This is a genomic window from Undibacterium sp. GW821-FHT11B02 (assembly GCF_058808955.1).
On the sequence record NZ_JBXASD010000004.1, the window covers coordinates 335,136 to 359,563 of the forward strand.

Here is a 24,428-nt window from a genome sequence, read left to right on the forward strand (position 1 = left end):
CCCTGCATTTGCAAAAAGTTGACCAACGGAAATATGTCCGACTGCTCAGGAACGATACGCACAGAAAAATCAGCTTTATCCAAATGCAACGTTATAATCGCTGACTTGAACTTTTTGTGAGTGAATTAACGTGTCTGATCGCCTCGCTGTCCTGCCGCAATATCTGTTGCCAAAACAAGCATTGACCGTATTTGCCGGAAAATTTGCCAACGCCAAAGCAGGCAAACTAACTACTCGCGTCATAAAGTGGTTTGTCGGCAGATACCAGGTCAACATGAATGAAGCGGCAAACTCTGACATCAGCAGCTATGCCAGCTTTAACGAATTTTTTACCCGCCCCTTGCGGGACGGTGCGCGCCCACTGGCGAGCTGCGACTTGCTGAGCCCAGTAGATGGTGCTATCAGCCAGTTCGGGCCGGTTGCCCAGGGTCAGATATTCCAGGCCAAGGGCCATAGCTATTCTGCTACTGCATTGGTGGGCGGTGATGCCAGCCTGGCAGCACAATTCAATAATGGTAATTTCGCAACGCTGTATCTCAGTCCGCGTGACTATCACCGCATCCATATGCCTTGCGATGGCCGTCTGACGCGCATGATTTACGTGCCAGGTGCCTTGTTTTCCGTCAACCCCACCACGGCGCGCGGCGTGCCGGGCCTGTTTGCCCGCAATGAGCGTGTGGTCTGCGTTTTTGAATCTGCCTTCGGCCCCTTTGTATTAACCCTGGTTGGTGCCACCATAGTCGGTAGTATGGCAACCACCTGGCATGGTGTGGTTAATCCACCCCGCAGCGCAAAAGTACGCGAATGGCGCTATGACGATCAGCAAATCATCCTGAAAAAGGGTGAAGAAATGGGGCGTTTCCTGCTCGGATCCACGGTTGTTATGCTATTTCCTCAAAATACGCTGGCCTTTAATCCGGACTGGGCAGTGGAAAAATCCATATGTATGGGCGAAGCTATGGCCAATCTGGCAAGCTGAGCCAGCCTGTACCCTCATAAAGTCCACGAATACTCCTCTCATAAATTGACAGGCCTCAGCTTGAAAGCCATGTCATATTGACCATTCCATCTGGCAGCATCTGCTGCCAGACCTCTGTATATATTGCGCATAGTTTCCCAAAGGGAAATATCAGCGTAAACCTCCTCGAATGTGTCGGACAAACTCTGGTGTTTTCCAGCGATAACTGCTGCACATCAAACACTGCATAAAAAACGCTTGCCAAACCTATGCGAATATTCAATAATCTAAATAAGAATTGTTATCGTTTAGATTTGCAAGGTAAAATATGACTACGAATGATGCTATTCAAGACTTGAAACCGGGAACAGAACCTGTTGCGATACAACCGCAAACGCCTGTACCTCGCCTCAAGAGTGCAGACCTGATGCAGCAAAAACGCGAAGTTGAAATTGATCACGAAGGCCGGATTTATCGTCTGCGTATCACTCAACTGAACAAGCTGATATTGACTGCCTGAAGCTGTTATTGACTGATGGAGCGTAACTATGCCGGATGAAACGCCAATGAATGCTGACCCGTCTGCATTGACGGGCAAATCAAGTCAACCGGAACTGCTGGTGTCAGCCGTCTTGCACCTGATGTCGCACTACACAGTCAATAGCACACAAAGCGATGCAGAACAGTCCAGGACCAGACTGGCATCGGTGATAGAGCGTCATTTGAAAGCATTGGCCAATTTACCGGATTTGGCACCGGTATTGAAGGCCACCTGCCAACAACTGTCCGAACAATGGGCGAGTCTGGTGGAGATAAAAACTTCACAGCAAAACAAAATGCACAGACTGGGCTGGCTGCTGGCCGGCACCCGACGAGATTTGAATTAATGGAGCTGGTTTCATGATTGTATGTGTTTGCAATAATGTCTCTGACAAGAAGATACACCAGGCTGTTGCCATGGGTGTGACCACTATGTCTGAATTGCGCGAGCAACTGGACGTAGGCACTTGCTGCGGTAAATGTGCAGGTTGTGCCCGCCAAGTTATGCGTGACTGCATGGAGACGCACACCAGTAAATCGTCAAGTCTGCAAAATTTCATACAGCAATTACATTTTCAGCCCAGCGCTCAGCCTGCCTGAGGATCATCATGTCCGCACTCACACTTCGTCACGATACCGCCCCAGCACCGCTACCCAAATCCCGGATAGTTTCTTTTGCCTGCATAGTGCTGGCTCACCTTGGCTTGTTTTATGCGCTGGAGCATGGATTGATTTCTCATGCGGTGCAGATATTGCCGAAAGAAATGATCATGACGATCATGCAGCCCCCCGTCATCAAACCAGAACCACCGCCAGCACCTGTCCCGACCAAAAAACTGGCCAGTCTGCCTACCCCTGTACCTATCGTGCCGCAGATCACGCCGGTCGTTGATATTCCGGCAGAACAACATCAAATTACCGTACAGGCTTCAGTACAAACACCGCAACCAGCAGCAACTGTCACAGCCAAGGCAGAAGCCACTAGTACATCGGCACAAGCTGCTCCCCCAAAACAGATTAGTGCCGTCGAGTATCTGCGTCCGCCACAGGCAGATTACCCGCCAATGTCACGTCGCATGGGTGAAGAAGGCAAAGTCACATTACGGGTTTTAGTAAATGAAAAGGGCATCGCCGAAAAAGTCGATATCCAAAAATCTTCAGGCTCCAACCGTCTGGACGACGCCGCCAAAACAGCGATCTTGCGTGCGATTTTCAAGCCCTATCTGGAAGACGGTAAAGCACTGACCGTGATTGCCACGGCGACGATCAGTTTTAGTTTGAATACCTAGACCATTTAAGTTTTAGTGCCATGGTCAAAATAAGCTGACACCAGGGATCTCCCCATCCCGTCTGCCTTATTTTTGATAATTGAAGTATGGCAACGACAGAGGCAGGCTGCATTATTTGCAAGTCTTGCCTCTTTTTTTATTCATATGCTCTATGATGTTGTTATCAAAAGCCAATAATCTGGAAGGAAAGCCATGAAAGGCGATGCAAAAGTCATCAAACTCTTGAATGCTCAATTAACCAATGAATTGAGCGCCATTAATCAGTACTTTTTGCATGCGCGCATGTATAAACACTGGGGTTTCGAAAAAATAGCGAAAAAGGAATATGCTGAATCCATCGGTGAAATGAAGCACGCCGACAAGCTCATCGACCGCATTCTCATGCTGGGTGGCTTGCCCAATCTGCAGGCCCTGCATAAGTTAATGATCGGTGAAGATACGCATGAAATGTTGCAGTGTGACCTGAAGCTGGAAACAGCTGCACAAAAAACGGTTAAAGAGGGTATTGCTTGCTGCGAAACTGCAGGTGACTATGTATCGCGTGATCTGTTCCAGATGATACTGGAAGACACCGAAGAACATATAGACTGGCTGGAAACTCAACTAGAGCTGATAGAAAAAATTGGCATCCAGAATTACCTGCAGTCGCAATTGTCGACAGACGAATAAACCAGCCACAGCTGTGTTATTCATAGCAGAACTGATTGCAGTTGCGGGATGATTGGCTCAAAATCAAAAAAAGGGATGACAAGCAAGCGTCACCCCTTTTTTTATTTTTACTGCAGACTTATCCTGGCAAGCTGTCTTTGAAGGAAGCACGTTCCGACAACTTGTCAAACAATTTGGCTAAATTCGGATAATCGCCACGCCAGTCAATTTCCGGGAAGCGGAAGCTCAGCCAGCCCAGCGCGCACGCAACACTGATATCGGCCAGCGTCAAATGGGTGCCAGAACAAAATGGCGCCTCACCCAGACCACTGGACATGGATTTAAGACCAGACAACACTTTGCTCATTTGTCTGTCCACCCATGCCTGACTTTGCTGCTCTGCCGGGCGCAAGGTTCTTTCCAGGCGGATCAGAATAGCAGCATCCAGTATGCCGTCTGCCAGGGCTTCCCAGCATTTGACTTCGGCGCGTTCGCGACCATTGGCAGGGATAAGCTTGCCAACAGGTGTCAAGGTATCGAGATATTCAACGATGACACGCGAATCAAACATAGCTCCGCCGTCTTCCATCAAAAGACAAGGTACTTTACCCAGGGGATTGGAGTCCTGAATAGTGGTATCCTCCGCCCAGACATTTTCCTGGAGGAAGGCGTAGTCGAGTTTCTTTTCCGCCATGACAACGCGGACTTTTCTTACAAAGGGACTGGTGATGGAGCCAATTAGTTTCATAGGAATCGGATAGAAGGTTTAGCGCGGATTATAGCATCCACGCATGGAATCCCATGCAGAACGGGGCTACTTGCATAGCGGCAACAAGCAAGTGTTTATGCTGTTTGAAGGCAATCAAATGGTAAAATCGCATATTCGGCACAAAAAAACCAATTTTTAAGCTACAAAAATTAACTTTTGCAAAACAACAAATGTTTGCATAAGTTAAAGTATTGTTGTTTTTTGCGCAAGCCTTTCTGTTTTTCTTCTACTTTTGTCCATCATGTCCCTATCTTCACTCTCTGCCCTCTCCCCGCTCGACGGCCGCTATGCAAGCAAAGTGGATGCTTTGCGCGCCACCCTGTCTGAAGCGGGCTTCATGCGTCACCGCGTCAAAGTCGAAGTATCCTGGCTGCAAGCCCTGGCACAGGCTGGTTTTGATGAAATCAAGGCTTTTTCTCCGGCATCCATTGCCCTGCTGGACAAACTGGTTGCCGAATTTTCTGAAGCTGATGCACAACGCATCAAGGATATCGAAGCTGTCACCAATCACGATGTCAAAGCAGTTGAGTACTGGCTGAAGGAACAAGTCAAGGATGTACCAGAACTGGTTGCCGCCAGCGAATTCATCCACTTTGCCTGTACATCTGAAGATATCAACAACACTTCGCACGGTATGATGCTGAAGACTGCGCGCAATGATGTCATGTTGCCATCGCTACGCAAGCTGATCGACAGACTGACTGAACTGGCACACACCAATGCCGATGTGCCCATGCTGTCACGCACCCATGGCCAGGCTGCCAGCCCGACGACACTGGGCAAAGAAATGGCCAATGTCGTAGCCCGTCTGCAACGCGCCATCAAACGTATTGAACAGGTTGAAATCCTGGGAAAAATGAATGGCGCAGTCGGCAATTACAATGCCCACCTGTCCGCCTACCCGCATCATGACTGGGAAAGTTTTTCCAAAAACGTCATCGAACAGCGTCTGGGTCTGACTTACAACCCGTACACCATACAGATAGAACCGCATGATTACATGGCCGAGATGTTTGATGCCTTCGCCCGTGTCAATACCATCCTGCTGGATTTGAATCGCGATATCTGGGGTTATATCTCGGTCGGCTACTTCAAGCAAAAAACCAAGGCGGGAGAAATCGGTTCTTCCACCATGCCACACAAGGTCAATCCTATCGACTTTGAAAATTCTGAAGGCAATCTGGGTCTTGCCAATTCCCTGCTGCGTCACCTGTCCGAAAAACTGCCGGTATCCCGCTGGCAGCGTGACCTGACTGATTCTACAGTTCTACGCAATATCGGTGTGGCCTTTGGTTATACCCTGCTGGCCTATGATAGTTGCCTGCGCGGTTTGAATAAACTGGAAACCAACCCTGAACGTCTGGCTGCTGACCTCAATGCAACCTGGGAAGTATTGGCAGAGCCGGTACAAACCGTAATGCGTCGCTATGCGGTTGAAAACGCTTACGAACAATTGAAAGAACTGACACGCGGCAAAGGCATCACCAAGGAAGCCTTGCAAGAGTTTGTCGAAGGTCTTGCTATCCCACGCGATGCTAAGGATTTGCTGCTGGCAATGACACCGGCAAATTACATCGGCATCGCTGCGAAACTGGCAAAAGCTATCTAATCGTTAATCAAGAAGACCATTAACCACAGAGACACTCAGACACAGAGGAAAAGCAGAGAAAAAGCAAGCTTGCATCACATTGCTTTTCTCTCTTTTGTTTTTCTCTGTGTCTGAGTGTCTCTGTGGTGAGCCTTTTGGTCTTACTTAATTATTTATTTCTGCGAACGGAACGGGAACATCAACTGTTTCACGAAACCGTCAGGCATATAGTCGCCCTGTACGCCATACTTTTCCGGGAAGCCTGTTTGCCCCTTGATCGCCGTACCAAATATATGGTCGAGGAAGGCATAATGCGCCGCATAATTTCTGTCGATGGCCACATCATCGGATGAGTGGTGCCAGTGATGGAAATCCGGTGTGACGATCACGTATTTAATCGGTCCCCATGGCAAGTGCACATTGGCGTGATTGAACACTGCCTGGAAACCTACCACGATGATGTACCAGTCCATCACCGTCTTGTCGAAACCCAGTACATACAAGGCACCGAGCACGCCAACCCGCGTAACAATCAGCTCAAGGATGTGCTGCCGTGAACCGGCCAGCCAATCCATGGTTTTGGCTGAGTGGTGCACTGCATGGAAACGCCATAAAAATGGAATTTCATGATACGCCCTGTGGGTCCAGTACTGCACCATGTCCGCTGCCAGAATGCACAATAGCAATTGCGGGAAGAAATAAATCGACTGCACAAATGCGCGTACGCTGTCATGCGCCATCCAGCCAAACAGTTTGTGAATAGCAAAATTGACAGTCAATAGAGCCAGACCAACGATGAAATGATTGACAGCGAAATGGACCATATCGGTTTGCCATTCGCGCCTGAAAATCAACTGCCCTTTATATAGCGGAAAGATTTTTTCTATCGCCACGAAAATGATGGTGGACCCCAGCAGATCAAGAATGAACCAGTCCAGACCTATATAAGGCGTATGGTCTGGAAAATCAGCCACAGGAACATGCGAGCCACCTAGTGCCAGGCTGGCAAACACCAGCATGCCGGCAACTCCATTCAAACCACGGCGTCGCCTGAACAAGACATTGAGCAAACTGATGACGCCAGATAACAGCAAGGCCGCAAACAGGATATGCCGGATCAGATCAGGTGAATACTTGTGCCTGAGTTCTGGTGTGGTCAGGTATTGCGGAAAATGAAAAGCCAATACGCCAAGCAGGCAAAGAAAAGCCAGGGTCAGCGCTAATACTCCGCTGGCCAATCCGGTGCCCGGTTCCAGCGGCCCGCTTTGATCCAGCAAATCTGTGGTCTCACTGACAGCTTGACTGACGTTCCCCAAAACGGACTTTGCAGGTTCGACCAGTTTTTTTTCCAGAATTTCAGGTTTCATTGTGACTATGATGAAATTAATAACATACGTCTATGATAATAGACTTAATTACCTGGCCGTGAAAAAGATTGCTGCAATTTGTAAGGCAGACCAGTGTCCGCTAGCCATAAAACTGAAAAACCGCAGCCAGTTCATCTTGATTTTGCAACAAGCCCACTTTGTTCCTACTATGATGTGATTCGCTACGGCTGGAAAATAAATGGCCGGTCAGCAAGCTTTTCTATTTTTTGCTATATTAGTCCTACTTAGAACTAATTATCTCTTTCATCAGAGGAGCCCCTATGCCTGAAATGCAAAAATACTCCAACGCCAGCATTGTGCTGCACTGGCTCATCGCGCTGTTGATTGTTGCCGCATTTGCACTTGGCACCATCATGACGGACATGAAGTTCAGCCCCACCAAGCTGCAATATTACTCTTATCACAAGTGGTTGGGCGTGACTGTGCTGGCTTTGGTCGCCATACGTCTGCTTAGCCGCCTGTTTGGCAAAGCGCCCGCTTATCCGGCCAACATGGGCAAGTTGCAGGTGCAGGCAGCAAATGCCACGCATATTTTGCTGTACGTATTGATGTTTGCCGTACCGGTGTCAGGTTATTTTTATACGCTGGCTTCCGGCTACCCTGTGGTCTACCTGGGCCTGTTTCAATTGCCGGTACTGATGGGTCCTAATCCAGAACTGAAAGAGACCTTGAAAGAAGTTCACGAAAGTTTGAACTATGTCATGCTGGCGCTGGTCTTGTTGCATGTAGCCGCTGCACTGAAACACCATTTCATCGACAAGGACGGGCTCTTGAATCGCATGCGTCCCGGTCATTAATTCACTTTTATCAGGAATTTTTATGTCATCACCCACTATGAAGAAAATTTTGCTGTCCAGTGCAGTCGCACTGGCCATCATTACACCGGCCATGGCCGCCATCATGAAGCTGGACAATGCCAAGAGTGCTGTCACGATCGTCTTCAAGCAAATGAATGTACCGGTTGACGCCAAGTTTAAAAAATTCACAGCCAATATCGATTATGACGCTGCCAAACCGGAAGCATCCAAGGCGACGGTTGATATTGATGTCACCAGTTTTGATCTGGGCGATGCTGAATACAACAAGGAAGTCTTGAAAAAAGAATGGTTTAACGCAGCCCAGTTTTCAAAGGCCAGCTTTATTTCCACGTCCATGAAAGCAGGCGCAGCGGGCAAACTCGATGTCGTCGGCAAGCTCAGCATCAAAGGTAAAACCATAGATGTCAGCTTCCCGCTGAGCGTCAAAAAAGAAGGCAATAATCAAGTATTTGACGGTAGCCTTCCTATCAAACGTCTCGCTTTCAATATCGGCGAAGGCGAATGGAAAGATACAGGCATGGTTGCCGATGAAGTACAAATCAAGTTCCACGTAGTCACCACCCCGTAAGCCCCGACGTAACATCAAAACGATTACGTCATATTTTTTATATTCATTTTCCAGACCAGGAGTAACACATGAAAATCACCCAACTTATCGCCGCCGCTTTGCTGATCAGTGCAGCACCTGCTTTTGCACAGACTTACAACATCGAATCCAACCATACTTACCCAAGTTTTGAAGCTGACCATATGGGCATTTCCATATGGCGTGGCAAATTCACCAAAACAACAGGCAAGATCGTTCTGGATCGTGCGGCAAAAACCGGTACAGTTGATATCACCATCGATGCCAGCTCCATTGATTTTGGTCATGGAAAAATGAATGAACACGCCAAATCCAAAGACTTGTTTAATGTTGCCCAATTCCCGACAGCGACATACAAAGGCACATCCATCAAGTTTGAAGGCGATACACCAGTTTCCGTTCAGGGTGAACTGACATTGTTGGGCGTGACCAAACCAGTCACACTGACCATCAACAAATTCAAGTGCATCCAGCATCCAATGTTCAAGAAAGAAGCCTGCGGTGCTGATGCAACGGCAGAATTCAAGCGTACCGACTTTGGCATGAACTATGCATCCCCACCTTTTGCTCCTGAAGTAAAACTGGCGATCCAGGTCGAAGCCATCAAGGCAGACTAAGATAGCCCAAAAGCTGTCATTTTGCTTTCAGGTTTGATCCGCCTGGTGCGGATCAAACCTTCACATTTAGAATATTCTTATGGGTGAACGCTTCCTGCGCAGCATACGATTACTTTTCGAATGCGTGCAATTATTTGAGCACTCCTCGACGAGGACAGTGCGCAAGCTCGGCTTTACGCATTCTCAATTCGATATCATTGCCACCCTCGGCAATACTCCCGGCATGACCTGTAAGGAATTGGGTGAAAAAACCCTGATCACCAAAGGGACCCTGACCGGCGTACTTGATCGACTGGAACAAAAAGGCCTGGTACAACGCGACCGTGGCAACGACGACAGGCGGCAATTGTTTGTCAAACTGACGCCCTGTGGCGAAGCCACATTTAACGATATCTTTCCCAAAGTAGTACAAAGCGGAAAACTGCGTTTCAACAGTTATACAGAGGCAGATTATCTGCAACTGGAAACCGCTCTCGGCAAGCTCAAACAGCATCTGCACGACGACAATTAATGGCAACAGACCGTATCCATATACTGCGACACGCTCTTATTCTGATTCTCCACGAAGCTTAATCAGGCATTTCAATTACTCCCTCTACCCGCATGGCGAAGACGGATAAAGGGTTTTCATGCGTACAGATACCAATGCGGCAACCTGTGCGGCGGATTAATTCAGGCGATCACCAACGATAGGACCTTTACCGCTGAACCTGTCGAGTGCAAGATAAATTACGGGTGTAATGAACAGGGTAATCGCTTGTGAAAAGATCAGGCCACCAACCACAGCAAGCCCCAGAGGCTGACGCAATTCTGCACCGGCCCCCAGACCCAGCGCAATCGGCAAGGCACCTGCCAGCGCAGCCAGAGTTGTCATCATGATCGGGCGGAAACGCTGAATACAGGCTTCGCGTATCGCTTCTGTCGGCGTCATGTTGTTATGTCTTTGTGCATCCAACGCAAAATCAATCATCATGATCGCATTTTTCTTGACGATACCAATCAGTAGCAAAATACCTATGGTTGCTATGAGCGTCAGGTCTTCGCCGAATAACTGCAAAGTCAACAATGCACCGACTGCAGCCGATGGCAAACCCGCGAGAATCGTGATTGGGTGAATATAACTTTCATACAGTACGCCCAGCAAAACATAAATAACCAGCAAGGCTGCCACGATCAATATCACCTGACCAGATTGCGAATCCTTGAACACCGCTGCATCGCCTCCATAGGAGGTAATGATGGAGGCTGGCAACTTGATTTCTTCTCTATATTTTTCTATGCGATTAGTCGCCTCACCCAATGCCGTACCTGGAGACAGATTGAAAGACACGGTAACCGCCTGCAACTGGCCTACGTGGTTAATTGCGGTTGGCCCTACAGTACGCTTGACGGTGGCCAGGCTGGACAAGGGGACCAGAGCGCCGGTATTGGCACGAACATAAATACCGTTGATGGCATCTTCATCCTTCTTGGCATCCGGCGCGACTTCCATGATGATCTGATAGCTATCCACGTTGGTGTACATGGTAGATACCTGCCGTTCGCCAAAGGCGCTGTACAAAGCCGAGCGTATGCTATCCATGTTGACACCGAGCCCATTGGCGCGATCACGGTCGATATCTATACTGGCCTGCAGACCTTTCAGTTGTGAATCAGTGGTGACATCCTTAAAGCCGGGATCAGCGCGCAACTTTTCCTGCAGCTTGATGGCCCAGTCACTGAGTGAACTGGCTTCCACGCTTTGCAAGATATACTGATACTGGCTCTTGCTTGGGCGTCCGCCTAATTGCAGGTTTTGCGTAGGTCGCAAAAACACGGCAATGCCAGGCACTTCATTGAGCTTCTTACGCAAGCCATCGACCACATCTTTCATCGGTTTGCGTTCACTGCGCGGTTTGAGGTTGATAAACATGCGTCCGGTATTTTGTGCACCACCTCCGCCGTTAAAAGACGTGGCAGTGGCCACATTCGGGTCATCACGAATGATCTTGGCTACCCTGTCTTGCAAGTTCACCATGGCAGGGAAAGAGGTTTCTTCCGACGCTTCCGTCGTGACATTGATCTGACCGATGTCTTCCTGCGGGAAAAACCCTTTAGGAATGATATTGAACAGGTAAGCAGTCGCGGCAAATGTCCCTAATGCAATCAGCAAAACAATTCCACGGTGACGCAAAGCCAAATCCAGCCCACGGGTGTAAGTACGAAGGGATGAATTAAAACTGTTTTCAAACACATGCAACATGGCTGCCACCGCTTTGGGCGGTTCTTTCAGCTCATGTTCATTTTTCAGGAAACGGCTGGCCAGCATTGGCACCAGGGTCAGCGATACAAAGGCCGAAGCTGCAATCGCCAGGGTAACGATGACAGCAAATTCATGAAACAGTTGACCGATCACACCAGGCATGAAGAAAATCGGGATAAATACGGCCACCAGCGAAGTGGAAATGGAGATGATGGTAAAACCAACTTCACGAGATCCCTGCAGTGCCGCCTTGAACGGTGGTTCGCCATTTTCGACGTGACGCATGATGTTTTCCAGCATCACAATCGCATCATCCACCACCAAACCAACGGCTAGCGTCAGACCAAGCAGAGACACATTATCCAGTGTATAACCAAAGCCCCACAACAGGCTGATCGCCCCCACCAAAGACACCGGCAATGACAAGGTCGGTATGATGGTTGCCATCAAACGACGCAAGAACAAGAAGATAACGACAACGACCAGAAAAATCGTCAACAGCAAAGTCAGGTTAACGTCATGCAAAGCGTCACGAACAGAAACCGAGCGGTCATTCACCAAATTAATTTTGACGGATGCCGGTAGCTGCGCCTTGAAGCCTGGCAAGGCTGCCTTGATGGAATCCACGACCTTGACAGTATTCGCATCCGTCTGCCTTTGAATCCCCATGGTGACCGAACTTTCACCATTGAAATTGGCTGCAGTCTTCACCTGTTCATAGCTGTCTTCGACCTGTGCCACTTCGCGCAAGCGCACTACCTGACCGCCTTTGTTGCTTACTACCAGATCAGCAAATTCGGCCGCGCTTTGTAGTTGCTTGTTCGCCAGTAACGTCAAGGTCTGCTTGTCACCATCAAGTGTGCCGACTGGCGTATTTGCATTGGATGTCTTGATTGAGGCCGATAATTCATCCAGCGTCATGTTACGTGCAGCAAGGGCGTCCGGCATCACGCGTATACGTACTGCATAACGCTTGCTACCAAAAATATTCACCTGCGCTACACCGTCCAGGGTCGACAGATTGGGTGAAATCAGATGTTCGGCATAGCTGGTCAGTTCAGACAGGTTGAGTGAAGGTGAAGTCAGGGCAATAAACAGTACCGGCGCATCGGCCGGGTTCACCTTGCGATATGATGGTGGCGATGTCATGTCCACCGGCAAGGACCGGGCAGCCCTCAATAATGCTGCCTGCACGTCCACAGCAGCTGCGTCGACATTGCGGTTCTGGTCGAATTCCAGAGTCAGCGAAGTAGAACCCAGCGTATTGCTGGAACTGATAACGGATAAACCAGGTATAGTCGCAAACTGCTTTTCCAGCGGCAATGCAACTGAGGTTGCCATGGTTTCCGGACTGGCACCAGGCAAGTTGGCATTCACGCTGATCACTGGCGTGTTATAACTAGGTAAGGCCGCAATCGGGATATAACGGTATGCCAAAATACCAGCCACCACAATTGACAGGTTCAGCAACACCGTCATAACTGGACGGCGTATAAACAGTTCAGACAGATTCATGGCGCACTCGCTGCAGAAGCCGACGACGCACTACCAGGAACAGAAGCTGTGGAAGCACCCGTAGCAGTTATGTCACTTTTAGCAGAACCATCTTGTTTGCCATCGCCATTACGTTCCTTGACGGCGACACCGGGACGCAGATTTTGTTTTCCATCCAGCACCACTTTGGCACCGGCTTCAATACCTGTGACCACCGCATCATTGCCGAAACTATTCGTCACGACAACAGCTTTCATGACAGCCTTGTTTTCGGCATCAACCACATAGACCGAATTACCACGAGCGCCGACGACAACTGCATCTTGCGGTATGACGACAGCATCCTTCAAGGTCTGTACACTCATTTCCAGATTAACAAAAGCGCCGGGCCAGAGCTTCATTTCCTTGTTGTCAAATACAGCCTTGACCTTGATGGTACCAGAAGCAGCATCAACCGCATTGTCGACAAACTGCAATTTGCCTTTGAACTTGGCATTGTTGTCCGGCAGACTGGCTAATACAAAACTGTCCGCCCGCTTCATGCTCTCCAGCGCATCCGGCAAATTGCGCTGTGGCAAAGGAAAGGTAATTGTCACCGGGTCCATCTGTGTAATCGTTACCAGAGCAGCAGCCGTCGGGCTTGGCTGCACCAGCGAACCGGGGAACACGCTGATGATACCGGTACGGCCTGCAGACGGAGCCACGATGCGGTTATAGCTAAGAGCAACACGGGCAGCGGTAACCGCTGCCCTGTCTGAGGCCACTACGGCCTGCTGGGTATCCACCAGAGTCTGGCTGGTATCCACGGCACTTTGCGCAACAAATTTCTTCTCTACCAGGTCTTTACTGCGCACCAATTGACGCTGATTGTCAGCTAACGTCGCCAGGTCCTTGTCAAGTTGCGCCTGTGCCTTGGCCAGATTCACTTCATCCGGACGGCTATCCAATGTGAACAGCACATCACCCGCACGAACAAACTGTCCTTCCTTGATATGTACTTTTGCAATCGTACTGGTGACTTGCGGACGTATATCTACGGTATTGAGAGCAGATACAACGCCATTGGCCGTCAACCGTACCGGATAATCACGTTTTTGTGCAATCACCGTCGACACAGTCACGGGACGATTTTGCGTGCCACCAGGACCATTTGCTGATTTGGCTGTATTTTCAGCATTTGCTTTGACAGAAGATTTCCATACTGTGTAAGTCACTCCAGAAACTGCCGCTATCGCCGCAACGATGATCAAGGTTTTGAATTTACTCATATTATTTTTATCCAGTGCAGAAACTCTAAGAAGTCATTGCAAAATCAGGCTGACAAACTGTCCCCATACCAAACTGGCTACCGTAAAAGTATAAGCGGTTTAAGCATTTTTACCACTGCCATCCAGATGGCGGCGTAAGGAAGACATACCAAATTGCAATTGCTTCTAAGACTCAAATCAACATCAAAAGTTCAGACACGAAATGCTAACAAAGAAAAAGCCAGCACACAGGCTGGCTCTTATTTTAGATACCTTCCGTTACATGGAAGCGACAGAGTTGCTGCGTTTCAAACAACAGCGCCATCTGTATCATCTTTTTCTTTGACCGGCTTGATCAAATCTTCCCGTTTCACGCCCAGCCACATCGCAATCGCGGCTGCCACAAACACAGAGGAATAAATACCGAAGCAAATACCTATCGTCAAAGCGACGGCAAAATAATGCAAAGTCGGGCCACCAATCAGCAACATCGACAATACCATCATCTGTGTACAGCCGTGGGTAATAATGGTACGGGAAATCGTACTGGTGATGGCATTGTCAATCACTTCCGTCACCGACATCTTGCGTTGCTTGCGGAAATTTTCGCGGATACGGTCAAAAATAACCACCGATTCATTCACCGAATAACCCAGCACTGCCAACACCGCAGCCAATACCGACAGATTAAATTCCCATTCGAAAAAAGCAAAAAAGCCAAGAATGATAATCACGTCATGCAAATTGGCGACGATAGCCGCTACCGCAAATTTCCATTCAAAACGTATGGCCAGGTAAATCATCACGCCCAGCACCACAAACAACAAGGCCATCAAACCATCATGCGCCAGTTCATCACCTACCTGTGCGCCGACCAGCTCCACCCTTTGCAGTTTTACCGGTTCATTCTTTGCGGCATCCTGACAGACCATTTTTTCTGCTGCTGAGCCACTTTCAGCACTGCTAACAACTTTTGTCAGATTACCATTTTCAGTCTTGCACAAGGCTTCAAATACCTTGTCAGACACGGGGACTTTGGCATCTTTCTTGGTTTCCGGCAAACGGATCACCACATCTTGCGCCTTGCCAAAAGTCTGCACTGGCGAATCGTCAAAACCCAGGTGTTCTATCGTTTTACGGATAGCATCTACATCTGCCGCTTTCGGGTACGTCACTTCCATGACTGTACCGCCGGTAAATTCGACAGAAAAATGCAAGCTCTTGTGTGCAAGGAAAAACACGGCAGCAACAAAAGTCAGTGCAGAAATGACATTGAATATCAGCGCATGGCGCATGAACGGAATGTCTTTTTTAATGCGGAATAATTCCATAATGTAGTCCTGTATTCTTGTTTGGCTGTGCGCTTATTTCACAGCATTTTCTGTTGGCTTCCAGATCTGGCCAATAGAAATGGAGGACAATTTTTTCTTCCTTCCATACCAATAGTTAACCACACCACGCGATACGAATACAGAAGAGAAAATGGAAGTAATAATACCCAGGCAATGCACGACAGCAAAGCCGCGAATTGCACCGGAACCAAACACCAGCAATGCCAAACCTACAATCAGCGTCGTCACGTTGGAATCCAGAATGGTTGCCCAGGCGTGACCAAACCCTTCTTCGATGGCTTTTTGCGGTGTTTTCCCAGCCCGCAATTCTTCTCGTATCCGCTCATTGATGAGTACGTTGGCATCAATCGCCATACCCAGCGCCAGCGCAATCGCAGCAATACCCGGCAATGTCAGCGTTGCCTGCAACAGTGACAGCAAAGCTACCAGCAGCAACAGGTTGACGGACAAGGCCAGCACGCTGAAGAAGCCAAACATCAGGTAATACGCCATCATGAAAATGGCAATCGCGGCAAAACCATACAACGTCGAATTGCGGCCCTGCTTGATATTTTCCACACCCAGTTGCGGGCCTATGGTGCGTTCTTCGATGATCTCCATCGGCGCCGCCAGCGAACCAGCACGCAGCAACAGAGCCAGGTCACCGGCAGCAGCGGTAGAGCCCATGCCTGTAATGATGAAACGATTACGCAATTCATCATTGATGGTTGGAGCAATCAGCACTTCGCCCTTGCCTTTTTCAAACAGCACAATCGCCATACGTTTGCCGATGCGGGTGCTGGTAGCCTGCCCCATCTTGCGACCACCATCGCCATTCAGGTCAACACTGACGGCTGGCTGCTGGTGCTGGTCAAAACTGGCCGTTGCATTGGTAATATCATCGCCAGTAATGACTGGATCCTTGGTCAGGATCAGGTTTTCACCACGATTGGACTTATACATTTCAGAACCAAATGGTACAGCTGTATTGGCATCAACCGGGCCAATTACGCTATCGTCCAGCAAACGTACTTCCAGTGTTGCCAAACGATTGATGATGCTCTTGGCGCGCGCCACGTCCTGCACACCAGGCAATTGAACAACGATACGATCAGCACCCTGCTGCTGGATAATCGGTTCTGCCACGCCCAGTTCATTTACGCGCTTGGACAAGGCTGTAATATTTTGCTTGATGCCTTCAGCGACAACATCTTTCAATGCCTTGGCCTTGAGACTGATCTGCAAATTAAATTCGCTGGTATCCGTACTTGCCACATCCAGCAGATCCACATCGCTCATCTGGCTGCTCAACACTGCTTTGGCTTTTTCACGGGTATCTGCATCACGGAACTTGACCTTGATCTGATCGCCTTCACGGCTGAGACCGGCATGACGCACGTCTTTGTCACGCAAGGTGGCACGGGTACTGGACAGCAGACCCTGCACGCGCTTATTCAATACTGCCTTGGTATCTACCTGCATGAGAAAATGCACACCACCGCGCAAATCCAGCCCCAGGTACATAGGCAAGGCATGCAGGCTTTGCAACCAGTTGGGTGTATTCGACAAAAGATTGAATGCCAGGGTATAAGCTGGGTCAGTCGGGTCGACATTCAGTTCTTTTTCCAGCAAAGCCTTGGCTTTGAACTGGGTATCCGTGTCTTCGAAACGCACGCGTATCGTGCCTTGCACGCCGTTGTTCTCGTATGCCAGTCCCTTGTTTTTCAAACCACCTCTTGTCAGGGCTTGTTCTACAACAGGCATCATGCTGGAGTCAATTTTGAGCGTGGCTTTGGCGCTGCTGATCTGTACTGCGGGTGATTCGCCAAAGAAATTCGGGGCTGTATACAGCGCACCAAAGACCAGCGCAATCAGAATCAGTAGATACTTCCAGAGTGGATAGCGATTCATAATGGGAAAAATAATTGGAAGCTAAAAAGCACAACGCAGCCCGGTATAGTAGGACTGCGTTGCCTGTATGTGCTGATTACAGCGTTTTAATCGTGCCCTTGGGCAGCAACATCGTAATCGCTACTTTCTGGACCACGATTTCTGTGTCTGCTGCCACTTCGATGGTGACATAGGCATCAGTAACCTTGGTCACTTTGCCCAATACACCACCGGACGTAATGACTTCATCATTCTTGGCCAACGCATCCATCATGGTGCGCTGCTCTTTCTGACGTTTCATCTGTGGACGTATCATCAGAAAATACAGCACCACAAACATCAGGATAATCGGCAGGAAACTCATCAGGTTACCGTCGAAACCGGCACCAGCAGATTGCGCGTAAGCATTGGAAATAAACACGTTCAGACTCCTGTCATTTTAATAATACATAAGCAGTTTTGCGACACAAAAGCGGATACATTTTGTTGCAATTATTGGTATATAGCGCCAAAAGTTTAATTTTCAATTGGCAAAGCCCCGTATTTTAGCATTGCACGTAGCAATTGCTTTCAATTGTCAGCATATACAAGATGATTCAGGGGTGGGAAAGGAGAAAAACTGCTTATAGCCTCAACTTCTTGCCAAAGCTACAAATAAAATAAGGGCAACATCATGGTGTTGCCCTTAGAACCTGTTTACGATCTGTAGCGAGCGAGCGTCAGCGGGGTCAGGCCAACATAAAACGCAGTGCAAAAAGCGGAATGTACTCTGGTACATGAGCATTTTGAGCAGCACATGAGCCCCGCGTGAACTCCGATTGCGCTCGCGCAGTAAGATCGGAAACAGGTTCTTGTGGTCACGGCCTTTCAAAAGCTTTGCCGTTCACTGTCAACTTGCCCTGCGCCCATTCAAGTTTGGCATTGAGCAGTTTACCGTTGCGATTAATATAACCCTGCTCGACAAAGTTGGTGATTTGCTGATTCATGGCATCCAGTGCCGCCTTTTGCAGTTCCGGGTCTTTTTGCGAAGCACCACCCAGCTTGCTGACAAGCACATCCGTCAAGGTAATATCCAGATTACCCTGGACTTTGGAATACAAAGCCATCACATTGCTGATGTCGGTGACATTGGTGTCCGCCAATTTCATTCCACCCGTCAGTTTTGCCTCGCCGTCACTGGTCACAATGCTAATGCGTTCCAATACCAGTTCTGGTTGACCATTGATGATGGTTGGTCCCACCTGCTCCCACATTGCCTTCAGGGCTGCCATTTTTTCAGGATCAGCAGTGGTGCTGGAATAGACTTCAGAAATCCTGGAAATGGAAGGGGCATGCAAATGTTTCAGCCCATAATCATAATGAAAGTCGCTGAATTCCTGCTGATCAAACATGAACTTGCTGACACCCAGCCTGGCAAATACTGACAAAAAATCATCTTTGATGCTGGCATCCGTATTCAAGCTTAACTGCTGCATGGAAAAACTTTTCTTTGCATCAGCCTTGTCGCTGAAACTGATACTGGCCAACGTGCTCTCGGATTTGCCTACATATAAAGATCCGGTAGGATAAGCCTTGCTGGCGTCACCCTTGATGCTGATAGCGCCCATCTTGAAAGACTGGCCTTCCAGGCTATCCACCGTCAAACCTGGTGCATTCAGATTAACGCGGAAATTTTTATAATCCTTGTCAAAATCTAACTCCATATTCAAGCCCTGCCAGGCCAGTTTGTCGCGGTCTCTGTCGGTAATGGTGGAGAAAGCCGGGCTGGACAAGGTCAAATGCCCCGCGCCGCCATAGGTAAGGCTGGAGCTGATTTGCAAGGGATTGGCATTGCCGAATATTTTTTCCAGTTGCGCCTTGCTGGCCGGATCCAACACCAGTTCAGTCTTGATGGAAGCCGCGCCGAAGCTGCGCAGGCCAGGAAAAGGCCCATGCTGGATACGGCTGATGAAATGCAACTGTATCGCCGGCAGCGGCACACTTTTGGCTGCCTGCGCTATTTGCGCAGCCTGGGCTGCGGGATCAGCACCAGTATTGTCACCAGCTGTCTCAGCACCAGAAGGAGCTGGCTGGCCGGGTTTGGGAATACCGGCCAGGTTGAGTTCAATCGTGGTGTCTTCGACAGATGAAAACACACCACGCTGATAATCCTGCTTCACCAGTTTGATGAAAGCCGTCTGCATGGGCTGGTCTTTCGACGCCATGAGTTTGGAAGCCACACGTTTCCCGGTGTACCAGGAGGCGGCAGGATAGGCCACCGCCACTACCACCACCAACACAATCCAGCGCGCACTTATTTTCACAGACTTCCTCCGTAGTGGCAAAAACGCTTTTCATCAATAAGAGCGGAAAGTGTAACAAGCTTCAATTCGCTTGTCATTGTTACACGCTCAAATAAATGATCTGTCTCTGCACCAAAACCACACTTGCGCATGGCACGCGAGATCAGGTGTTTTTTATCGTCGCCAATGCCAGTTCGGACGTATTCAAGGCACCTTCGACAAAGCCCTGGTAGTCGGAATAAGCCTCGCCAACAATATGGATATTCTTGGCACCGCTGCCAAAGTCAAAAGCCTTGAACACATCCATGACTTTCCATGAGCGCACACCCGGTTGCCAACCATGATTGGCTGCACCATATGGCGCCCTGGCCCAGTCGCGGATACCATAGGTGACTATGGAATTCTTGATGTAGTCGCGGGTTTCTTCCAGCGATTTTTCTTCAAACATATGCTGAGCCTGATCCGTCAGTTTCAAGCCAGAACGTTTGATATCAATGAGACGTTTCACATCGCGTGCCACGAACAGTGAGAAAGCGTCCACAATTTTGACGTTCTGGTCGATTTCAGCCCGGTCATGACGGTCAGACTCCATCACATAATGCTTCCAGAATTCAGTCGACGGACGGTCCATGTAGAGCAAGACCATGCCATGACCATCCTTGTCCTTGCCTTGTGGGCGGCGGAAATAATGAATCTCGCGGGTAGGCAGGCAGCTCGCGTACTGCTGCGGTCGTTGCGCATAATCCCACCAGGGTGAATCCGTCACGAAGAACAGTTTCAGCATGGGGAAGCCATTGACGGCATCCAGTTGCGAAGCCACATGTTCGGGCAGGCAGGAAGCCAGTTTCACCAGCGGCATTCTTGGCAGCGCCAAAATCAGTCTATCGGTCTGTAACTGTATGCTGCCGCTTTTGGTACGTACTTCCAGTTCCAGCAAAGGTTGGCCCATGGCAACCTGCTTGAAACTGGTCAGCATATGACCACCCGCCAAGGTGACATTGCTTGAGCCGCGCAATTTTGCCATCAGACTTTCGGTCAGTTTTGCGGTGCCACCATCGACACTGGCCAATTGTTGGCCGACAGTTTTCAACGCGCGCAACCACCAGATAATCCATTCAATGGCATTCAGGTTTTCGGGAATCATATGGTAGAAGGTACCGGTGTCCCTCAGCTTGGTCAGCGCCAGATGGCTGAGCACGCCTTCAGCGGACAGCGCATTCCAGAAGCCCATACTCCACAGCGGCTGTCCATTGAGTTGCGCGTGCTTGCGCATGCGCTGGTAATCGGCTTCAGTCTGATTATCTATCCAGGCCTGATCTTGCGGGTCTTGCCCCATCACCAGCATGATGCCGCGTTTTAGCAATTGCAGGGAATTGAGACCCATTTCTTCCGCAGGCAAATCGTAAGTAGGTGCATTGACCTCTTCCCCCTCAGGCCCGCTGAATTCTGTCAGTTTGACACCCAGATCGCGGCACAGCTTATCAAAGCGTGGCTGCAAGGTAGGCTCAAAACGCATAGGTCCCCATTCGGCAATAAAGCCATCCAGGTCTTCCGTTTCAATGCGACCACCCCAACGGTCAGATGACGCTTCCAACACCACTACTTTTTGCCCTGCCTGCGCCAGACGCCACGCACAATACAAGCCAGAAATGCCGCCACCGGCAATGATCACGGGATGATAATTCATAGAAAACCTTCTTTATTTTGCGTGATCTTTTGCACGCTTATATGTATAAAATCCACTCCATCAATAATGATGAAATGGATTCCGGTATTGAGCACAGTTTTATCAGCGCATGGAACTGGTGCTTAAAATAAAAAACTAAAACCCGTTACGCCTCGCTGCTGCTGCACGAGCACCTTCTTCACGTTGCAACCTTTCTTGCTCGTCAGCAAGTTGTTTGGCGCGCACGGCTGCTCTTTCGTCATCAGCTTTTTTCTTGGCTGCATCAGCTTCTTCTTTACGCAATCGGCTCTGATATCTCTCAGTAAATTCATCACTCTTTCTCATAAAGTCTGCGTGCTGTTTGTTTGATTCAGCCGCTGTAGGAGAGTCCTCTTTAATGATGACTTCAGTCGCACTTTTCGCGTTCTTGTCGCAGGGTTTGTCCACATAACTGGTCCTGCCATCTGCTGACACACATTTATAGACTTCGCGCCCCTGTGCGAATGTCACCAAACACAGGGAAAGCGTGAAAATAACGAATCGATTGCATTTCATAGCAGCTCCATGAATTGAACGACGTTCTCTAACATTCACAATTATGCAGATTAGCAATGCAGATGGCAAAACTTAATCTGCCTGACATACCGATACTACATCAGACACCACGCGCTCTGTCCGCATGGAATTGCGCGACAAATTCCGGGAAGCGTTCATCATCCAATGCCTTGCGGATATTCTTCATCAAATCCAGGTAATAGTGCAGATTGTGGATGGTGTTCAAACGCGCACCCAAAATTTCACCTGTACGATGCAGGTGATGCAGATAAGCACGTGAGAAATTCTTGCAGGCATAGCATTCGCAGGTGGCATCCAGCGGTTCTTTTTCTTCCTTGTAGCGCGCATTCTTGATCTTGATATCGCCAAAGCGGGTGAATATCCAGCCATTACGTGCATTGCGGGTAGGCATGACGCAATCGAACATGTCTATGCCATTGGCCACACCCGCCACCAGATCTTCTGGCGTACCAACACCCATCAGGTAATGCGGCTTATTTTCTGGCAGTCTGGGGCCGACATGGGACAGCACCCGCATCATGTCTTCTTTCGGCTCACCGACAGACAGGCCACCGATGGCGATACCATGGAAATTGAGTTCATTCAAACCCGCCAGGGATTCATCACGCAAGTGTTCAAACATGCCGCCCTGAACGATGCCAAACAAGGCATTCGGATTTTCACCCTGATTGAATTCATCGATAGAACGCTTGGCCCAGCGCAAGGACATGCGCATGGATTTGCCCGCTTCTTCTGTCGTCGCTGGCCTGCCATCAATTTCGTACGGCGTGCATTCATCAAACTGCATGACGATGTCAGAATTCAAAGCACGCTGAATTTGCATGGAAATTTCTGGCGACAAAAACAGGCGTTCACCACTGATAGGAGACGAAAACTTGACGCCTTCTTCCGTGATCTTGCGCATTGCGCCCAGCGAAAATACCTGGAAGCCACCAGAATCGGTGAGGATAGGTTTATCCCAGCCCATAAAACCGTGCAAGCCGCCAAACTTGTTCAGTACATCCATGCCGGGGCGCAGCCACAGGTGGAAGGTATTACCCAGGATGATGTGGGCATCGATTTCTTTCAATTCCAGCGGGGACATGGCCTTGACAGAGCCATAGGTACCCACCGGCATGAAGATGGGCGTTTCGATTTCACCATGGTTGACTTTGACACGGCCGCGACGGGCAGCAGTGGTTTTATCTTTTTTGATCAGTGTAAATTCAAGCATGGTCTTCCCCGGAGGAATTGGTCAACAGCATGGCATCGCCATAGCTGAAAAAACGGTATTGATGAGCAATCGCATGCGCATAGGCAGCGCGGACGCGATCATAACCGGCAAACGCCGATACCAGCATCATCAAAGTGGATTTTGGTAAGTGGAAATTAGTGATAAGCCGGTCCACGGTCTTAAATACATAGCCTGGCGTGATGAACAAACGGGTGTCATCACTGCCTGCCTGCAAGACGCCGCTTTGCGAGGCCGATTCCAGCGCACGCATGCTGGTGGTGCCGACAGCAACCACTTTGCCACCTGCTGCTTTAGTCGCCTGGACGGCTGCCACAGTTTCATCCGGCACGGTATACCATTCGCTGTGCATCTGGTGATCTGCCAGGTTTTCGGTACGTACCGGCTGGAAAGTGCCTGCGCCCACGTGCAGGGTTACATACGCCAGTTTGATGCCTTTATCCTGGCAACGCTGCAACAGCGCCTGGTCAAAATGCAGGCCCGCCGTCGGCGCGGCGACTGCACCCGGCACACGGTTATACACGGTCTGGTAACGCTGCTCATCAAAGTCATCGGCATCATGCTCGATATACGGTGGCAAAGGCAGGCGGCCATAGATTTCCAGCAAAGTGAAAATGTCAGATGGAAAATGCAGGGTAAAAAATTCACCCACACGTTCCCCCACCACGACATCAAAACTATCGGCCAGCCGGATTTTGCTGCCCGGCAGTGGCGACTTGGAAGCGCGCATTTGTGCCAGTACGCTACGTTCCTGCTCATTGTTTGAGAGTACACGTTCGACCAGCATCTGTATCTTGCCACCAGTTTCCTTGACGCCAAAAAAGCGCGCCTTCAACACGCGGGTGTCATTGAATACCAGCAAATCACCTGCCGACAGCTGGTCTATGACATCGGCAAAATGCCGGTCTATCAATTGATCACCGTCGACATGCAGCAGGCGTGACGCCGTGCGGTCGGGCAAAGGTGTTTGCGCGATCAGGGTATCGGGCAGTTCAAAATCGAAATCACTCAGGGAATAGCGCATGCAAGTATCAGACATCACACAAAAATCAGGGTCAAGCGCCGGAAAGCCACAGAAAGCTGCTGCATACTGTATAAAATATCAGTAGAATACACAGTATCAGGTAAAAACTGTTCCAATTGACAATATTTTTTGACGACAATATCTTGCTTCATCATGAATCCAGACACTCTCGATACAATACGGACACAGTTTTCCAGCTATGCTTACACAAAAAATAAGCTAACGGCAAAACCCACCATTTTAC

At 49.3% G+C, this 24,428-nt stretch carries 24 protein-coding genes; 11 read left to right on the forward strand and 13 right to left on the reverse strand.

Annotated elements, in window-relative coordinates; all coding sequences use genetic code 11:
- Positions 1–130 precede the first annotated feature (130 nt).
- The 6 genes from asd to bfr all read left to right on the forward strand — a co-directional run bounded on the left by asd (position 131) and on the right by bfr (position 3,456).
- Positions 131–979 (forward strand): archaetidylserine decarboxylase, encoded by an 849-nt coding sequence (gene asd, locus AC1RVX_RS10385; RefSeq protein WP_493216512.1) that lies wholly within the window; start codon positions 131–133, stop codon positions 977–979.
- A gap of 307 nt (positions 980–1,286) precedes the next feature.
- Complete coding sequence (gene hemP / locus AC1RVX_RS10390) at positions 1,287–1,478, forward strand: hemin uptake protein HemP (protein ID WP_493216513.1); 192 nt, start codon at positions 1,287–1,289, stop codon at positions 1,476–1,478.
- Between the two features lie 28 nt (positions 1,479–1,506).
- A complete protein-coding gene (locus tag AC1RVX_RS10395) occupies positions 1,507–1,845 on the forward strand; it encodes a hypothetical protein (protein WP_493216514.1) in 339 nt (112 codons plus the stop codon).
- Between the two features lie 70 nt (positions 1,846–1,915).
- Positions 1,916–2,098, forward strand: coding sequence for a bacterioferritin-associated ferredoxin (locus tag AC1RVX_RS10400; protein WP_493216672.1), 183 nt, complete (start codon positions 1,916–1,918; stop codon positions 2,096–2,098).
- An 8-nt stretch (positions 2,099–2,106) separates the two neighbouring features.
- Positions 2,107–2,787 (forward strand): energy transducer TonB, encoded by a 681-nt coding sequence (locus AC1RVX_RS10405; protein WP_493216515.1) that lies wholly within the window; start codon positions 2,107–2,109, stop codon positions 2,785–2,787.
- A 192-nt stretch (positions 2,788–2,979) separates the two neighbouring features.
- Positions 2,980–3,456 carry a bacterioferritin gene (gene bfr / locus AC1RVX_RS10410; RefSeq protein ID WP_493216516.1) on the forward strand — a complete coding sequence of 159 codons (477 nt, stop codon included), beginning with the start codon at positions 2,980–2,982 and terminating at the stop codon, positions 3,454–3,456.
- Positions 3,457–3,574: 118 nt separating this feature from the next.
- On the opposite strand, the gene AC1RVX_RS10415 is transcribed toward bfr, so the two are convergent.
- Positions 3,575–4,183 (reverse strand): glutathione S-transferase C-terminal domain-containing protein, encoded by a 609-nt coding sequence (locus AC1RVX_RS10415; protein WP_493216517.1) that lies wholly within the window; start codon positions 4,181–4,183, stop codon positions 3,575–3,577.
- A 262-nt stretch (positions 4,184–4,445) separates the two neighbouring features.
- On the opposite strand from AC1RVX_RS10415, the gene purB reads away from it, so the two are divergent.
- The gene (purB, locus tag AC1RVX_RS10420; protein ID WP_493216518.1) at positions 4,446–5,813 is read left to right on the forward strand and encodes an adenylosuccinate lyase; all 1,368 of its coding nucleotides are present in this window, start codon (positions 4,446–4,448) and stop codon (positions 5,811–5,813) included.
- A gap of 152 nt (positions 5,814–5,965) precedes the next feature.
- On the opposite strand, the gene AC1RVX_RS10425 is transcribed toward purB, so the two are convergent.
- Positions 5,966–7,159 carry a sterol desaturase family protein gene (locus tag AC1RVX_RS10425; protein WP_493216519.1) on the reverse strand — a complete coding sequence of 398 codons (1,194 nt, stop codon included), beginning with the start codon at positions 7,157–7,159 and terminating at the stop codon, positions 5,966–5,968.
- A 290-nt stretch (positions 7,160–7,449) separates the two neighbouring features.
- Here AC1RVX_RS10425 and AC1RVX_RS10430 point away from each other — a divergent pair, with 290 nt between their 5' ends.
- The 4 genes from AC1RVX_RS10430 (at position 7,450) to AC1RVX_RS10445 (ending at position 9,712) form a co-directional block, all read left to right on the forward strand.
- Positions 7,450–7,977 carry a cytochrome b gene (locus tag AC1RVX_RS10430; protein WP_493216673.1) on the forward strand — a complete coding sequence of 176 codons (528 nt, stop codon included), beginning with the start codon at positions 7,450–7,452 and terminating at the stop codon, positions 7,975–7,977.
- A gap of 37 nt (positions 7,978–8,014) precedes the next feature.
- Complete coding sequence (locus AC1RVX_RS10435) at positions 8,015–8,566, forward strand: YceI family protein (protein WP_493216674.1); 552 nt, start codon at positions 8,015–8,017, stop codon at positions 8,564–8,566.
- Between the two features lie 68 nt (positions 8,567–8,634).
- Positions 8,635–9,201, forward strand: a complete 567-nt coding sequence (locus tag AC1RVX_RS10440) for a YceI family protein (RefSeq protein WP_493216520.1) — start codon at positions 8,635–8,637, stop codon at positions 9,199–9,201.
- 79 nt (positions 9,202–9,280) lie between these two features.
- Complete coding sequence (locus tag AC1RVX_RS10445) at positions 9,281–9,712, forward strand: MarR family winged helix-turn-helix transcriptional regulator (RefSeq protein ID WP_493216521.1); 432 nt, start codon at positions 9,281–9,283, stop codon at positions 9,710–9,712.
- 156 nt (positions 9,713–9,868) lie between these two features.
- Here the strand turns inward: AC1RVX_RS10445 and AC1RVX_RS10450 are convergent, their stop codons facing one another.
- The 11 genes from AC1RVX_RS10450 to AC1RVX_RS10500 form a co-directional block, all read right to left on the reverse strand.
- The gene (locus AC1RVX_RS10450) at positions 9,869–12,958 is read right to left on the reverse strand and encodes an efflux RND transporter permease subunit (RefSeq protein ID WP_493216522.1); all 3,090 of its coding nucleotides are present in this window, start codon (positions 12,956–12,958) and stop codon (positions 9,869–9,871) included.
- Entirely contained in the window at positions 12,955–14,205 is a 1,251-nt protein-coding gene (locus tag AC1RVX_RS10455) for an efflux RND transporter periplasmic adaptor subunit (protein WP_493216523.1), read from the reverse strand. The genes AC1RVX_RS10450 and AC1RVX_RS10455 overlap by 4 nt, the downstream gene beginning before the upstream one ends.
- 287 nt (positions 14,206–14,492) lie before the next feature.
- Entirely contained in the window at positions 14,493–15,515 is a 1,023-nt protein-coding gene (gene secF, locus AC1RVX_RS10460; RefSeq protein WP_493216524.1) for a protein translocase subunit SecF, read from the reverse strand.
- 33 nt (positions 15,516–15,548) lie between these two features.
- Positions 15,549–17,426: a protein translocase subunit SecD gene (gene secD, locus AC1RVX_RS10465; RefSeq protein WP_493216525.1), complete on the reverse strand. Its 1,878-nt coding sequence runs from the start codon at positions 17,424–17,426 to the stop codon at positions 15,549–15,551.
- Positions 17,427–17,502: 76 nt separating this feature from the next.
- Positions 17,503–17,769, reverse strand: a complete 267-nt coding sequence (yajC, locus tag AC1RVX_RS10470; protein WP_493216675.1) for a preprotein translocase subunit YajC — start codon at positions 17,767–17,769, stop codon at positions 17,503–17,505.
- A gap of 493 nt (positions 17,770–18,262) precedes the next feature.
- Positions 18,263–19,708 carry a YdgA family protein gene (locus tag AC1RVX_RS10475; RefSeq protein ID WP_493216526.1) on the reverse strand — a complete coding sequence of 482 codons (1,446 nt, stop codon included), beginning with the start codon at positions 19,706–19,708 and terminating at the stop codon, positions 18,263–18,265.
- 142 nt (positions 19,709–19,850) lie between these two features.
- A complete protein-coding gene (locus AC1RVX_RS10480; protein WP_493216527.1) occupies positions 19,851–21,374 on the reverse strand; it encodes a flavin monoamine oxidase family protein in 1,524 nt (507 codons plus the stop codon).
- Between the two features lie 135 nt (positions 21,375–21,509).
- Positions 21,510–21,908 carry a DUF4124 domain-containing protein gene (locus AC1RVX_RS10485; protein ID WP_493216528.1) on the reverse strand — a complete coding sequence of 133 codons (399 nt, stop codon included), beginning with the start codon at positions 21,906–21,908 and terminating at the stop codon, positions 21,510–21,512.
- Positions 21,909–22,008: 100 nt separating this feature from the next.
- Positions 22,009–23,142, reverse strand: a complete 1,134-nt coding sequence (tgt, locus tag AC1RVX_RS10490) for a tRNA guanosine(34) transglycosylase Tgt (RefSeq protein WP_493216529.1) — start codon at positions 23,140–23,142, stop codon at positions 22,009–22,011.
- Complete coding sequence (queA, locus tag AC1RVX_RS10495) at positions 23,135–24,184, reverse strand: tRNA preQ1(34) S-adenosylmethionine ribosyltransferase-isomerase QueA (protein WP_493216530.1); 1,050 nt, start codon at positions 24,182–24,184, stop codon at positions 23,135–23,137. The genes tgt and queA overlap by 8 nt, the downstream gene beginning before the upstream one ends.
- A 14-nt stretch (positions 24,185–24,198) precedes the next feature.
- Positions 24,199–24,339: a hypothetical protein gene (locus AC1RVX_RS10500; RefSeq protein ID WP_493216531.1), complete on the reverse strand. Its 141-nt coding sequence runs from the start codon at positions 24,337–24,339 to the stop codon at positions 24,199–24,201.
- Positions 24,340–24,428: the final 89 nt, after the last annotated feature.